This is a genomic window from Arthrobacter melezitosi (genome assembly GCF_054511055.1).
Genome location: NZ_JBTNDJ010000001.1, coordinates 256011 through 269919, shown reverse-complemented (window position 1 = coordinate 269919; position 13909 = coordinate 256011). Strand labels below are relative to the sequence as shown.

Genomic DNA, 13909 nt, shown 5'->3' with positions numbered 1-13909 from the left:
TCCAACGGCCCGCTACAGGTCGGCCAGCAGCCTTGCGGGGTTCTCCATTGCGTCGGCCACGAACCGCAGGAACCCGCCGGCCGTCCCGCCGTCGCAGACCCGGTGGTCGAAGGTCAGGGTCAGTTCGGTCACCTTCCGCACCGCCAGTGCGCCGTCAACGACCCAGGGCCTGTCGATGATCCGCCCGACGCCCAGGATCGCCGACTCCGGGTGGTTGATGATCGCGGCGCTGCCGTCCACCCCGAAGACTCCGTAGTTGTTCAGCGTGAAGGTTCCGGAGGCCAGTTCGGCCGGAGTGGCCTTCCCGGCACGGGCGGCCTCGGTGAGGCGGCGGATTTCGGCGTCCAGGGCCCGCGCGTTGAGCAGGTCGGCCCGCCGGATGCTGGGCACCACCAGGCCGCGCTCCGTCTGGGCGGCGACCCCGAGGTTGATGCCGTCGACCGAAAGGATTTCCTGGGAGCCGTCCCCGCCGGTGGTGATGCGGGTATTGAGCTCGGGATACCTTGCCAGCCCGGCCACGACGAACCGCGCGATGAAGGCCAGCAGCCCCGGGGCTCCGCCGTCGCGCTTCAGGGATGCCCGCAGGTCCATCAGGGCAGTGGCGTCGACGTCGACCCAGACGGTCGCCTCCGGAATCTCCCGGCGGCTGCGCGAGAGGGTGTCGGCAATGGTCCTGCGCATCCCGCGCAGGGGGGTGCGCTCCAGCACCGCCAGCCCGGACCGCTGGTCGAGTCCGTCCGCCGGCCGGTCGGAGCTTCCCGCGCCGGGGGCGGCCGCGGGCTGCCCGCCGCGCGCGGCGAGGGCGGCGTCGACGTCCCGGCGCAGGATCAGCCCGTCGGGGCCGCTCCCGGCGACCTCCCGCAGCACCAGCCCGCCCTCGAGCGCCCTCCGGCGCACCAGCGGCGAAATGCACCGGACGGCCTGCGCGGCGGGCTCCCCGGTGGGGGCTCCAGGGCCCGGCGCGGCCGGCGCGGCGGACTGTGCCGGAGGTCGCAGGGAACCAGCGTTCCGGCGGGCGCGGGTGCGCCGGCCGGTTGTGCCTCCGGGGGTGCCGTAGCCGATGAGGACGTTGCCCGAGCCCTCTTCCGGCTCGGGCGCGGTAGCGGCCGCGGCGGCCGTCGAAATTCCGGCCCGTTCCTCGTTCCGGTAGGTTTCGCCCTCCGGCCCGGCGGCGGGCTCCGCAACCGGTTCCACGCGCCGGGAGGACCCGGCGGCGGGCGGACCGGCGGCCGGTGAGCCGGCCGCCCGCACGGAGATCAGAGGGGCGCCGACGTCGAGGGTCTCCCCCGCCGCACCGTGCAGCGTGGCGATGGTGCCGGCGTAGGGGCACGGCACCTCGACGACGGCCTTGGCCGTCTCCACCTCGGCGACAGGCTGGTCGACGCGGACCTCATCGCCCTCCTTGACCAGCCAATGAACGAGTTCGGCCTCGGTCAGGCCTTCGCCAAGGTCGGGGAGCCGGAAGACCTGGAGGGCGGCGGACAGTGCGTCGGTGCTCATTGCCCGTCCTCCCACTGCAGGTCGTCGACGGTGTCGAGGATCCGGTCAACACTGGGCAGGAAGTGGTGCTCCAGCTTCGGCGCCGGGTAGGGCACGTCGAATCCGGTGACGCGCCGTACGGGCGCCGCCAGGGAGTGGAAGCATCGCTCCTGGACCCGGGCCACGATCTCCGAGGCCACCGAGGCGAACCCGGGGGCTTCGGCGACCACCACGGCCCGTCCGGTCCGGCGCACGCTGGCGCACACCGTCTCATCATCGAAGGGCACGATCGAGCGGACATCGATGACTTCGAGCGACCGCCCCTCCTCGGCGGCGGCCGCCGCCGCGGCCATCGCGGTGGGCACCGAGGGGCCGTAGGCGATCAGGGTCGCGTCGGTGCCGGAACGGGCGACGACGGCGCTGCCGATGGTCCGGGGCGCGGAGTCCTCCTCGAAGGTGCGGCACAGCTCCGCGAGGTCCACGGTCTCCTTGGACCAGTACAGCTTCTTGGGTTCGAGGAAGACGACGGGGTCCGGCAGCGCGATCGCCTCGCGCAGCATCAGGTAGGCGTCGCGGACCGTGGCCGGGGCCAGCACGGTGAGGCCCGGGGTGTGCGCGTAGTAGGACTCGGAGGAATCGCAGTGGTGCTCAACCCCGCCGATGCCGCCGGCATAGGGGATGCGGATGACCATCGGCAGCAGCACCCGGCCCTTGGTGCGGTTGGACATCTTGGCGACGTGGCTGACCACCTGCTCGAAGGCCGGGTAGGCGAAGGCGTCGAACTGCATCTCCACCACCGGGCGCATGCCGTTCATCGCCATCCCGACCGCCATGCCCATAATGCCGGCCTCGGCCAGCGGGGTGTCGAAGCAGCGTCCGGCACCGAAGCGCGCCGTCAGTCCGTCGGTGATCCGGAAGACCCCGCCGAGGGGGCCGACGTCCTCGCCGAACATCAGCACCGAGCCGTCGGCTTCCATGGCATCGGCCAGGGCGGTGTTGAGCGCCTTGGCGAAGGTCACCGTGGTGGACGCGGGCGACGCCGGGCCGGCGGGCCGGGGTGCGGGCGCCTCCACCGGGGCCGCGGCGCGTTCTGAGATCTGGGTCATGGCTGGACCGCCTCGCGTGAGAGCTCGTCGCGCAGCAGGTCGGCCTGCTCCCTGAGCTGTGCTGTTTTTTGGGTGTAGACGTGGGCGAACAGCTCCTGCGGGTCCACCTCGACGTCGGCGTTGAGGCCGGCACGGATGGAGGCCGCGAGGGCCTCGGCGTCGGCCGCGAACCGCTCCTCGGCGGCGTCGTCCAGCAGGGACTGCCCGCGCAGGTAGGTGCGCAGGCGGCTGATCGGGTCCCGGGGAATCCACTTGTCGACATCCTCGGCGGCCCGGTACCGCGTGGCGTCGTCCGCGTTGGTGTGGGCCTGCATGCGGTAGGTGTGGGCCTCGATCAGGGCCGGCCCGCCGCCGGTGCGTGCGTGCCCGACCGCCGCGCCGAGCACCGACAGCAGGGCCGCGAGGTCGTTGCCGTCGACCCGCTCCCCCGGCATGCCGTACCCGATCGCCTTGTGGGCCAGGGACGGCGCCACGGACTGGTTCTTCAGCGGGACCGAGATCGCGTATTCATTGTTCTGTACGAAGAAGACCACCGGTACGTGGAACACCGCGGCGAAGTTCAGCGCCTCGTGGAAGTCACCCTCGCTGGTGGCACCGTCGCCGCACATCGCCAGGACCACGGTGTCCTCGCCGCGGAGCTTGGCCGCGTGGGCGACGCCGACGGCGTGCAGCAGCTGCGTGGCCAGCGGGGTGGCCTGCGGGGCGACGTGCAGTTCGTAGGGGTCGTATCCCGAGTGCCAGTCGCCGCGGAGCAGCGTGAGGACCTCCAGCGGGTCCACGCCGCGCGTGACGACGGCGACGGTGTCCCGGTAGGTGGGGAACAGCCAGTCCTGCCCCTGCAGCACGAGCGCCGAGGCCACCTGGCAGGCCTCCTGCCCGTGCGAGGAGGGGTAGACGGCGAGGCGGCCCTGACGCACCAGGGCGTTGGCCTGGTCGTTGATCCGGCGCCCGGCGATTAGCTGCCCGTAGCCGGCCAGGAGGCTTTCGGGGTCCGGCAGCGCGTACCAGGCATTGGGGTGGGCCTGACCGTGGTGGTCGATCAGCTGCACCGGAACCGGCGAGGGCAGCAGCCGCGTGTCAGCTCCGCCCTCCACCGTGGTGGAGCCGCTGTTCGTTGGGATTGTCATTTCCGCCTCCGTTGGCCGCGTCCCTGCCAGCGCCCGGAGCGCCACCCGCGCACCGGCGGGGGCAGCTTTGGATGCTGTGTCACCTAAGTATCACTTCGGTGCGCATTTCGTATCCACCAAATGGCCAAAGTCTGGAAGTATTGACCTCTGAAGCGTCGGACCGAAGACAAAACCGTGCGTGTGAGCTGGATTACAGGGAAGTAGGAAGACGGATGGCCGATGACCTGCTGGACGAGGTCGACCGGAGGATCCTGGCCGAACTGACCCGGGACGGGCGGCAGTCGGTCACCTCGCTGGCCGAGAACGTGCACATTTCCCGGGCCCACGCCTATTCGCGGATTTCCCGCCTCACCGAGGAGGGGATCCTGACGAAGTTCACGGCGCTCATCGACCCGGTGAAGGCGGGGCTGAAGTCCTCGGCCTATGTCACCCTCAAGGTGCGCCAGCATTCCTGGCGCGAGCTGCGGGAGAAGCTGCGGGAGATTCCCGAAATCCACCACATCGCCCTGGTCGGCGGGGACTTCGACGTGATCCTGCTCGTCCGCGCCGAGGACAACCTCGACCTGCGCCGCGTGATCTTCGACCGCCTCCAGTCGATGCCGGGTGTCCTGGACACCCAGACCTTCCTCGTCTTCGAGGACCTCGACACCCGTTAACCGGCAGGGGGCGCGCCGGGAACGCCGGCACCGCCCGGGGCGCTCCGGCCGCTAGCGTCCCGCGAAGCGGGGCGTGCGCTTTTCCTGGAACGCGGTGAAGCCCTCGGCGTAGTCCGGCGTCCGGCACAGGGCGGCCTGCGCGGCGTTCTCCTGGTCCACCGCCGCCCACAGGCCCAGCCGCCGGTCGCGGATCTCGGCCACCAGCTGCTTGGATGCGCGGAACGCCCCGGTGGCACCGGTGGCCACCCGGGCCGCGGTGGCGCGGGTCGTTTGAAGGAGTTCGCCGGCGGGCAGCGAGCGGCTGAACAGGCCAGACCGCACGGCCTCGGCACCGCTCATCAGCTCGGCGGTGTAGATCAGGTCGAGGGTGCGGTGGGCGCCGAGGCGCTCGGTGAACAGCCAGTGGCCGCCGGAGTCGAGGGTGGCTCCGAGGTTGGCGAAGGGCGACCCGATCTTGGCGTTGTCGGCGGCGTAGACGACGTCGGTGGCGATGAGCAGGCCCAGCCCGACGCCGAGGCACGCCCCCTGCGCGGCGGCGAAGGTCGGTGCCGGGAAGGCGGACATCTTCTTCAGCAGCGGGGTGACGAGCCCGGCGAGGTAGGCTTCGGCGTCGTCGGTGTCCGGCGAGACCCCGGAGATGTCGCGGCCTGCGCAGAAGGCGCGGCCCTCCCCGCGCAGCAGCAGGGCGCGGACGGACCCGTCGGCGGCGGCCGCTTCGGCCTCGTCGTACGCCCGGGACAGGTCCGCGAGCGCCTGCTCGTCGAGGGCGTTGAGCTTGTAGGGGGCGTTGAGGGTGATCTCGGCGACGCCGTCATTGAGCTCAAGCGAAATCATGGTGTCCTGCAGTGTCATGCCTCTCCTAGGCGTCGTAGTCCACCGACACGGCGTCGCTGGTGGGCCGGGCCTGGCAGGTCAGGACGTACCCATTGGCGATCTCGTCGGGCTCCAGGGCGTAGTTCTCTTCCATCTCCACCGTGCCCGAGACGATCTTGGCACGGCAGGTTCCGCAGACCCCGCCGGCGCACGCGAAGGGCACGTCCGGGCGCACCCGCAGGGCGGCGTTGAGGAGGGATTCCCGGGCGTGGGTGGGGCTCTCGACGGTGCCCTGCAGCCCGTCGAGGCGGAAGGAGATGGTGTAGTTCTCGCCGTTGTCGGCCGGCCGGACGGGGCGCCCGGTCTGGCCCTCCGGACGGGCCGGTTCGCCGGTGCTGAACAGTTCGAAGCGGATCTTCTCGGCCGGCACGCCCCGCTCGGCAAGGGTGTCCCGGCACAGCTGCACGAGTTCGAAGGGCCCGCAGAGGAACCATTCGTCGACGTCCTCGGTGCGCAGCACGCCCCCCAGCAGGGTCTGCAGCTTCTCGGCGTCGATCCGGCCCGAGAGCAGCGGTGAGATGCGCTGTTCCCGGGAGAGGACGTGGTGGACGGCGAACCGGGCCGGGTAGCGGTCCTTGAGGTCGGCGAGGTCCTCGAGGAACATCACGTCCATGGCCGCTTTGTTGGCGTAGACCAGGTCGAAGCGGACGTTCTCCCCGGCGGCGAGGACCGAGCGCGCGATGGAGATGACGGGGGTGATACCGGAGCCTGCCGCCACGGCGACGAAGGTGTTCTGCGTCGCCGTGTCGATCTTCTCGGGGTGGTTCAGCTCGGTCATTTCGTGCTTGGAGATGAACTGGCCCATGGGGCTCATCACGTCGAGCCGGTCCCCCGCCTTGAGGGACTCATTGGCCCAGCTGGAGAACACTCCGCCCAGGTCCCGCTTGATCGCCACCCGGATTTCCCCAGGGCGCGGCTCGGCGCAGATGGAGTAGCTGCGGCGCACTTCCTTCGGCTCGCCGTCGATGTCGAGCGTGGTCCGCAGCGCCACGTATTGGCCGGGAACGTAGTCATATTTTCCGGCCAGTTCCGCCGGCACGGCGAAGGTGACCTCGACGGCGTCGTCGGTCAGCCGGCGCACCTCGGCCACCGTGAGTTCGTGGAAGGCGGTGCGCCGCTTGTTGGTCGGGGCGAAGGTAACGGCCATGTCAGAGCACCTTGAAGTAGTCGAAGGGTTCCCGGCAGTCCTGGCAGACGTAGAGCGCCTTGCAGGAGGTGGAACCGAAGCGGGTGAGCTCGCGCGTGTTGAGCGAGGAGCACTGGGGGCACTTGACGCTCAGGCCCACCCGCACGGGCCCTGCGGCGGCCTTCCCGGTGGGCGGGGCGATACCGTACCTGTTCAGTTTGGCCTTGCCGTCCTCGGTCATCCAGTCGGTGGTCCAGGCCGGGGCGAGGACCAGTTCCACCCGGGCGTCCGCGTAGCCGTGGGCACTGAGGGCCGTGAGCAGGTCGTCGCGGATGGCGTCCATGGCGGGGCAGCCGGAGTAGGTGGGCGTGATGACGACGGTCGCGGCCGTCCCGGAGGGACCCCGCTCCACGCGGGCATCACGGAGGACGCCCAGGTCCTCGATGGTGAGCACGGGGATCTCCGGGTCGCAGACGGTGGCGGCGATGTCCCAGACCGTGGCGGCGGCGGGATCGGCCGGCCGGTGCGCGGCGGTGGAGGTGCTGGTGTCGGTGCCCATGAGCGCTACCAGGAGGCGCCGGGGTGTTCGCGGGCGAGGACCTGCAGCTCGGCCAGGATGTAGCCGAGGTGTTCGCTGTGGACGCCGCGGCGTCCTCCCCCGACCGCGCCGGGGACGGCCGGAACCTCGAGTTCGGCCTCCGCGAGCACGGCGGCGACGGCGGCGTCGAAGGGCGCCCGCAGGCCGCTCGGGCGCACGGCGGCGTCGCCGAGGGCGTCGATGAGTCCGGTGTCGGCGAACAATTCGTCGACGTAGGGCCAGGTCAGCTTCAGCCCGGCGGTCATGCGGCGGCGGGACTCCTCGGTGCCCTGGGCCAGGCGCAGCACCCACTGGAGGCTGTGGTCGCGGTGGTAGTCGACCTCCTTGACGGCCTTGGCGGCGATGCCGGCCAGGGTGGGGTCGGTGGAGTGCTGGAGGCGCGAGTACAGCTCCCACTGGTAGTGGGAGACGACGAACTGCCGGGCGATGGTGCGGGCGAAGTCGCCGTTGGGCTGCTCGAACAGGTGCGCCGAGCGGAACTCCGGCTCCCGGCGGAAGTAGGCGAGATCGTCCTCGGTGCGGCCGGACGCGTGCCCGGCGTAGCTGAGGAAGGAGCGGGCGTGGCCGATGAGGTCGAGGGCGATATTGGCCAGCGCCACGTCCTCCTCGAGCTCCGGGGCGCGCGAGATCCACCAGCCGAGCCGCTGGGCGAGGATCAGCGAATCGTCCCCCAGCCACAGGGCGTACTCGGCGGCCTCCGGGGAGGGCACCGCGGCCGAGGCGGCGATGTCCTCGGGGCGCAGCGCGTTGCCCGGGGTGATGCGGGTGGCGCTGGCGTTGGCCTCGCTCACAGGTGCTTCACCCCTTCGCTCTTGGTGTAGTAGGTGGCGTGCCGGTAGTCCTTGCCCTGCGGGGATTCAAAGAACTGCGCCTTGGCGTCGGGGTCGCTGGTGATGATGGCCGACGACGGCACCACCCACAGGCTCACGCCCTCGTTGCGCCGGGTGTAGAGGTCGCGGGCGTTGCGCAGGGCCATGTCGGCGTCGGGCGCGTGGAGGGACCCGGCGTGGACGTGCGAGAGTCCGCGCGAGGACCGCACGAAGACCTCCCACAGCGGCCAGGGCTGCCGCTTTTCGGCGGGCCCGGCGGCCGGCGCCGTCGAGCCGTCGTCGCCGGTTGTCGATCCGCCGGTCATGCCGCCTCCGTCGTCCGGGCCCTGCGGGCCTGCTTGTCGGCGTAGGTCGCCGCGGCCTCGCGCACCCAGGCGCCGTCCTCGTGGGCCTCGCGCCGGCGCTCCATGCGCTGGGCGTTGCAGGGGCCGCGGCCGGCGAGGACCTCCTTGAACTCCTCCCAGTCCAGCGGGCCGTGCTCCCACTTTCCGGCGCCCTCGTTGAAGCGCACGTCCGGGTCGGGAAGGGTGAGCCCCAGGGCCTTCACCTGCTCGGCGATCATGCCGACGAAGCGCGAGCGCAGCTCGTCGTTGGAGAAGCGCTTGATGTTCCAGGCCATCGACTGCTTCGAGTTCGGCGAATCGTCGTCGGGCGGGCCGAACATCATGAGCGAGGGCGCGTACCAGCGGTTAATGGCGTCCTGGGCCATGTCGCGCTGCGCCTGCGTGCCGTTGGCGAGTTCGAGCAGGATCTCGAAGCCCTGCCGCTGGTGGAAGGACTCCTCCTTGCAGATGCGCACCATTGCGCGGCCGTAGGGGCCGTAGGAGGCCCGGCACAGCGGCACCTGGTTGCAGATGGCGGCGCCGTCGACGAGCCAGCCGATCGCGCCGATGTCGGCCCAGGTGAGCACGGGGTAGTTGAAGATGCTCGAGTAGCGGGCCTTGCCGGCGATCAGGTCCTCGGTCATCTTGTCCCGCGGCGTGCCGAGCGTCTCGGCGGCGGAGTAGAGGTAGAGCCCGTGGCCGGCCTCGTCCTGCACCTTGGCCATGAGGATGGCCTTGCGCTTCAGGGAGGGCGCACGGGTGATCCAGTTCGCCTCCGGCTGCATGCCGATGATCTCCGAGTGGGCGTGCTGGGAGATCTGGCGCGTGAGGGACTTCCGGTAGGCCTCCGGCATCCAGTCGCGCGGTTCAATACGGGAGTCCTGGGCGATCAGCTCATCGAAGAGCCGCTGGCCGGCGGCGTCGACGTCCTGGCTGCCGGGCTGGGCCGCTGCTGGTGCTGCCATGGGTGCCACCTCACTGGGAACGTTCCAAGAATAATTACCGACCGTTCGTTCAGGATATGCGGCGTGCGGGTGACCGTCAACACTTCTTCCGCCCGCCGAACCTCCGCGGACCACCCCTTCGACACCGGGCTCCGGGGGCTGCTCCGCCAGCGGTGCGGGGCACCCGTGGCCCGCCCGGGCGGTTCTGGCAAGATGGACCCATGACTGCCGAGACCCCCGTGGATGCCGTCCCCCGCCCTCCCGCCGCCAAGAAAACGCCGGTGGAGCGCACCCACCACGGCGACACCTTCACCGACTCCTACGAGTGGCTGCGGGAGAAGGACAACCCCGAGGTCACCGCGCACCTGACCACGGAGAACGCCTACACGGAGGCCGTCACCCGGGGCCAGGAACGGCTGCGGGAACAGATCTTCACCGAGATCAAGAACCGCACCCAGGAAACCGACCTCTCGGTCCCGGCCCGGAAGAAGGGCTGGTGGTACTACTCGCGCACCGAGGAGGGCAAGCAGTACGGCATCCAGTGCCGCGTCGCCGCCGTGGACACCGGCGACCTCACGGCCGACTGGACGCCGCCGGAGGTGGTTCCGGGCTGCCCGGTCGAGGGTGAACAGGTCCTGCTCGACGGGAACGCCCTGGCCGAGGGCAAGCCCTTCTTCTCCCTCGGCGGGCTCGCCGTGAGCGAGGACGGCTCCCTCCTCGCCTACTGCGAGGACAACGCCGGCGACGAGCGGTTCACGCTGCGCATCAAGGACCTCGAGTCGGGTGAGCTGCTTCCGGACGAGGTGGCGAACGTCTTCTACGGCCTGGGCTTCTCCCCCGACGGGACCCGGGTCTTCTACACCGTCGTCGATGACTCCTGGCGCCCCTTCCAGGTCAAGGTCCACACCCTGGGCACCCCCGTGGAGCAGGACGAGGTCCTCTACCAGGAGGACGACGTCGCCATGTGGACCGGCTTCGAACTCTCGGCCGACCGCACCCAGCTGCTGATCAGCATCGGTTCCTCCGAATACAGCGAGTACCGGGTCCTCGACCTGATGACCCCGGGGGCCGAGCTGACCACGCTGATCCCCCGGGACGAGAGGATCCTGTACGAGGCGGAACCGGTGCGGCTGGACGGGGTGCTTCACTACGTCCTGACGCACAACCGCGACGCGAAGAACTCGATGGTGAGCCTGGTGGCCGCCTCCGAGTTCACCCGCCCCCTGAAGGACCAGCGGTGGACGACGGTGGTGCCGCACGACGACGCCGTGCGGGTCAACGGCGCCGCGGTGACCCGCACCCACCTGGTGCTGTCGGTGCGCCGGAACACCACCGAGCGCGTGCAGGTGCTCCGCCTCGAGGGCCTCGGGACGCCGGCCCAGGCCGCCCCCGAGGAGCCGGACTTCGAGGAGGAGCTGATCACGAGCAACCTCGCCAACGCCGAGTTCGACTCCCCGATCATCCGCCTCTCCTACACCTCCTTCCTGACGCCGCCGCGGATCTACGACTACGTCCTGGCCACGGGCGACCTGGCGCTGCGCAAGGAGACCGAGGTGCTCGGGGACTACCGGCCCGAGCGGTACGTCGCCGAACGCCAGTGGGCGCCGGCCGCCGACGGCACCCTTCTTCCGCTGTCGGTCCTCCGGCGGGCGGATCTGGTGCAGGACGGCTCAAATCCGGCCCTCGTCTACGCCTACGGCAGCTACGAGGTCAGCATGGACCCCGGCTTCTCGGTGGCCCGGCTGTCCCTGCTCGACCGCGGCATCGTCTACGTGATCGCGCACGTCCGCGGCGGCGGCGAGATGGGCCGCACCTGGTACGAGCAGGGGAAGAAGCTGAACAAGAAGAACACCTTCACCGACTTCGTCGACGCGACGGCGTACCTGGTGGACTCCGGCTGGGTGGATCAGCAGCGCATCGCCGCGATGGGCGGATCCGCCGGCGGACTGCTGATGGGCGCCGTCGCGAACCTGGCCCCCGAGAAGTACCGGGCCATCGTGGCCCAGGTGCCCTTCGTCGACGCCCTCACCACGATCCTCGACCCCGAACTGCCGCTGTCGGCCCTGGAGTGGGAGGAATGGGGCAACCCGATCACCGACCCCGAGGTCTACCGGTACATGAAGGAGTACACGCCCTACGAGAACGTCCGCGCTGTGGAGTACCCGCGCATCGCGGCCGTGACGAGCTTCAACGACACCCGGGTGCTGTATGTGGAGCCGGCGAAGTGGGTCGCGGAGCTGCGGGAGAAGACCACCGGGAACGAGCCGATCGTGCTCAAGACCGAGATGGACGGCGGCCACGGCGGGGCCAGCGGCCGGTACGCGCGCTGGAAGGACGTGGCGTGGGACTACGCCTTCGCCGCGGACGCCCTCGGTGCCACCGAGGTCCTCCCCTTCCCCGACGGCGCCGCGGGGTAGGGACGCCCGGCAGGGGGCGCGCCGCCGCATCGAGGACGCACCAATCACCGGAAAAGCCCCTCCGGACGGCAGGTGCTGCGTCCTCGATGAGAAACCCGGGCCGCTACCGGGGCTGGTAGGTGAGGCAGTCGGCGGCCTCCGCGCCCGGGCCCACCCGGACGTTGTCCGCGTCGCAGAGCAGGTGGTCGTTGTACTGGCATTCCGAGCGCTGGCAGGCGCCGACATGGGCCAGCACCTTCGGGAGCCCACCCGAGGTCGAGATGTCGATGAACGTCGAGCAGCTCGCGTGCTCGGGACTGCCGCCAACGGTGATCGCGATGGCCGTGCAGTCATGGTGGTGGTTGAAGGAGCAGCTCTCCACATCGCACGCTGAAACATTTGCTGCATGGTCCGTCATGATTTCCTCCTGAATAGGGCCAATCCGGAACTTCGGGTGCCGGCGGCGCCGCAATCCGGCGGCCGCAGGAGCACCTTTCTTCCCAAAAACCTAGCACCGCCGGAGGGCTTTGAACCCGGAGAATATGCGCACTTTTACCTGATCTATTGCGCCCGCCGCGTGCGGGACCGGCCCTAGCGGAGTACCCGGTAGGTGGTCGACGTGACGAATGCGGTGCTCCGCGAGCGCAGGATCTCGAACCCAAGGCCCTCGACGCCGTCGAACAGCCGCTCGCCCCCGCCCAGCACGACCGGCGGCACGTGCAGGGTCAGTTCGTCGATGAGGCCCGCGGCCAGGCACTGGTTGATGGTTGAGGCGCCTCCGCCGACGCCGACCGAGCCGCTCCCGGCGGCTGCCCTCGCCTGCTCCACCGCGGCCGCCACGCCGTCGGTGATGAAGATGAAGGTGGTCCCTCCCTCCATCACCACCGGATCCCGGGGATAGTGGGTCAGGACGAACACCGGCGCGTGGTACGGCGGGTCCTCACCCCACCAGCCCCGCCAGGACCCCTCCCAGGAACCCCGCACGGGGCCGAACATGTTCCGGCCCATCACGTAGGCCCCGTGCGAGAGCAGCTCCTCCCGCTGGGCGGCGTGCGCTTCGGGGTGGTCGAACATCCAGGTATGGAGGCGCTCACCGCCCTCCCCCAGCGGATCCTCAAGGCTCTGGCGCGGGCCGGCGGCAAAGCCGTCGAGCGACACCGCCACACCGCAGCTCACCATGCCCACCGGCCCGCCCTCCCTGCCTCGCACACGGTGCCCCGACCTTTCGCGCTCCGCTTCCGGAAGGATTGGCACCCTTGTCTCCGCAGTGAACCACAGCCGCTACGTTCCCAACAGGGGATGTCGGACTTTGGGTGAAGGCTGTGGGTGGAGGCTGCGGGTCCCTCGGTGCCGTCCGCTCAGGCAGCAGGGCCGTCCTGGCTCCCGTCCGCGCCGCGGTGACGGTCAAGGCGCAGGCACAAAAGCAGCAGGACGAGCGCGAGCGGCGCCCAGAGGAACCGCTCCCAGGGACTCGAGGAGGCTGCGTTCAGAAGGGTCCCGGCCGCGAGCAGGACGATGAATCCGCGGAGTCCCCAGCGGATGGCCCGGCCCGCCGGAACCGGCCCTTGACGGCCCCGGGCAAGGACGGTCAGCGCCGCCAGCAGCCACACCACCGTGGCGACGGCGCTGGCCGCGCGCAGTTCCGGCGGCAGCCGGCCACCGCTGGCGCCGCCGAATGCGGCTTCCCCCAAGGGCGCCCCGAGCGCCAGGGACGCCTGGAAGGCCGCGATGACCGAGAAACCGGCCGCCGCAGCGGCTGCCGTCCGCGTAGGCGTTGCGGCGCCCCGGAGGCGTGGAAAGGGGAAAGCGTTCATGGGTGCTCCCTGGCAGGATGGACGGTCTCGGAAACCGCGGCTGGTTCCGCGGCAGGATAGGGCGCTGTCGAGTCGGACAGGGCTTCAAGGGCTTCAAGGGCGTCGTCGGCCCACGCGATGGCCGCCCGGGCAGCATGCTCGCCTGCGGAGATCGTGAGGAGCCAGTATGGGCGGTCCTGGGCGTGTGGGCCCTCCTGCGATTCGCTGCGCGCCACGGCAAGCTCGGCCAACCGCGCCTCCGCTTCCTCCCGGGCCTCCCGGATCAGGTTCCGGCAGGCCTCGGGCCCCAGCTGGCGGCCGAAGAAGAGTCGGAGCATCAGCCCGTTCCGCGGCCGGACCGGTTGCGCCGGCTCCGAGAGCAGTTCGTGGAGCCGCGCCGTCCCGGCCGGAGTGATGGCAAAGACCGAAGCCCGCTCCCGGTCCGCACCCCTGCGTTCGATCAGGTGCCGGCGCTCCAGCTCGGCGAGCGCCGGATAGATCTGGCCGAAGCTCTCGTTCCAGAAATGCCCGAGAACCGTCCGGATCTCTTCCCGCAGGGCGTAGCCGGTCATCGGCATGACGCTGAGGGCGCCAAGGACCGCGGTCTGGGTCTGCTCGGAACGTGTCATGAACGCCTTTCCACTGAATAGGTATATCT

The 13909-nt window shown here is 70.5% G+C and carries 15 protein-coding genes; 2 read left to right on the top strand and 13 right to left on the bottom strand.

From position 1 onward, the window contains the following. Positions 1–12: 12 nt before the first annotated feature. Genes ACX80W_RS01340 through pdhA form a run of 3 tightly spaced genes read right to left on the bottom strand, consistent with a single transcriptional unit; the run spans position 13 to position 3712 of the window. Positions 13–1500: a dihydrolipoamide acetyltransferase family protein gene (locus ACX80W_RS01340; protein WP_459279717.1), complete on the bottom strand. Its 1488-nt coding sequence runs from the start codon at positions 1498–1500 to the stop codon at positions 13–15. Beyond that, entirely contained in the window at positions 1497–2585 is a 1089-nt protein-coding gene (locus ACX80W_RS01335; RefSeq protein WP_459279715.1) for an alpha-ketoacid dehydrogenase subunit beta, read from the bottom strand. Before ACX80W_RS01335 ends, ACX80W_RS01340 begins: the two co-directional genes overlap by 4 nt. Then, positions 2582–3712: a pyruvate dehydrogenase (acetyl-transferring) E1 component subunit alpha gene (gene pdhA, locus ACX80W_RS01330; RefSeq protein WP_459279713.1), complete on the bottom strand. Its 1131-nt coding sequence runs from the start codon at positions 3710–3712 to the stop codon at positions 2582–2584. The genes ACX80W_RS01335 and pdhA overlap by 4 nt, the downstream gene beginning before the upstream one ends. Before the next feature lie 212 nt (positions 3713–3924). On the opposite strand from pdhA, the gene ACX80W_RS01325 reads away from it, so the two are divergent. Beyond that, a complete protein-coding gene (locus ACX80W_RS01325; RefSeq protein ID WP_459279711.1) occupies positions 3925–4368 on the top strand; it encodes an Lrp/AsnC family transcriptional regulator in 444 nt (147 codons plus the stop codon). A gap of 51 nt (positions 4369–4419) precedes the next feature. Here ACX80W_RS01325 and ACX80W_RS01320 read toward each other — a convergent pair whose 3' ends face one another. From ACX80W_RS01320 to paaA, 6 genes are read right to left on the bottom strand one after another with little or no spacing between them, the layout of a single operon-like run. Then, positions 4420–5202, bottom strand: a complete 783-nt coding sequence (locus ACX80W_RS01320) for an enoyl-CoA hydratase/isomerase family protein (RefSeq protein WP_459280188.1) — start codon at positions 5200–5202, stop codon at positions 4420–4422. A 25-nt stretch (positions 5203–5227) separates the two neighbouring features. Then, the gene (paaE, locus tag ACX80W_RS01315) at positions 5228–6388 is read right to left on the bottom strand and encodes a 1,2-phenylacetyl-CoA epoxidase subunit PaaE (RefSeq protein ID WP_459279710.1); all 1161 of its coding nucleotides are present in this window, start codon (positions 6386–6388) and stop codon (positions 5228–5230) included. Position 6389: 1 nt separating this feature from the next. Beyond that, positions 6390–6926 carry a 1,2-phenylacetyl-CoA epoxidase subunit PaaD gene (paaD, locus tag ACX80W_RS01310; RefSeq protein WP_459279708.1) on the bottom strand — a complete coding sequence of 179 codons (537 nt, stop codon included), beginning with the start codon at positions 6924–6926 and terminating at the stop codon, positions 6390–6392. 5 nt (positions 6927–6931) lie between these two features. Continuing rightward, positions 6932–7756 carry a 1,2-phenylacetyl-CoA epoxidase subunit PaaC gene (paaC, locus tag ACX80W_RS01305; protein WP_459279706.1) on the bottom strand — a complete coding sequence of 275 codons (825 nt, stop codon included), beginning with the start codon at positions 7754–7756 and terminating at the stop codon, positions 6932–6934. Further along, a complete protein-coding gene (paaB, locus tag ACX80W_RS01300; RefSeq protein WP_459279704.1) occupies positions 7753–8100 on the bottom strand; it encodes a 1,2-phenylacetyl-CoA epoxidase subunit PaaB in 348 nt (115 codons plus the stop codon). The genes paaC and paaB overlap by 4 nt, the downstream gene beginning before the upstream one ends. Further along, complete coding sequence (paaA, locus tag ACX80W_RS01295; protein ID WP_459279702.1) at positions 8097–9083, bottom strand: 1,2-phenylacetyl-CoA epoxidase subunit PaaA; 987 nt, start codon at positions 9081–9083, stop codon at positions 8097–8099. Before paaA ends, paaB begins: the two co-directional genes overlap by 4 nt. A gap of 200 nt (positions 9084–9283) precedes the next feature. Between paaA and ACX80W_RS01290 the strand changes: the two genes are divergently transcribed. Next, positions 9284–11479: a S9 family peptidase gene (locus ACX80W_RS01290; RefSeq protein ID WP_459279700.1), complete on the top strand. Its 2196-nt coding sequence runs from the start codon at positions 9284–9286 to the stop codon at positions 11477–11479. 103 nt (positions 11480–11582) lie between these two features. Here ACX80W_RS01290 and ACX80W_RS01285 read toward each other — a convergent pair whose 3' ends face one another. The 4 genes from ACX80W_RS01285 to ACX80W_RS01270 all read right to left on the bottom strand — a co-directional run bounded on the left by ACX80W_RS01285 (position 11583) and on the right by ACX80W_RS01270 (position 13880). Then, entirely contained in the window at positions 11583–11876 is a 294-nt protein-coding gene (locus ACX80W_RS01285; RefSeq protein ID WP_459279698.1) for a DUF1540 domain-containing protein, read from the bottom strand. A gap of 173 nt (positions 11877–12049) precedes the next feature. Further along, a complete protein-coding gene (locus ACX80W_RS01280) occupies positions 12050–12667 on the bottom strand; it encodes a dihydrofolate reductase family protein (protein ID WP_459279697.1) in 618 nt (205 codons plus the stop codon). Between the two features lie 149 nt (positions 12668–12816). Next, a complete protein-coding gene (locus ACX80W_RS01275) occupies positions 12817–13272 on the bottom strand; it encodes a hypothetical protein (protein WP_459279695.1) in 456 nt (151 codons plus the stop codon). After that, positions 13269–13880 (bottom strand): PadR family transcriptional regulator, encoded by a 612-nt coding sequence (locus ACX80W_RS01270; protein WP_459279693.1) that lies wholly within the window; start codon positions 13878–13880, stop codon positions 13269–13271. The genes ACX80W_RS01275 and ACX80W_RS01270 overlap by 4 nt, the downstream gene beginning before the upstream one ends. Positions 13881–13909 lie beyond the last annotated feature (29 nt).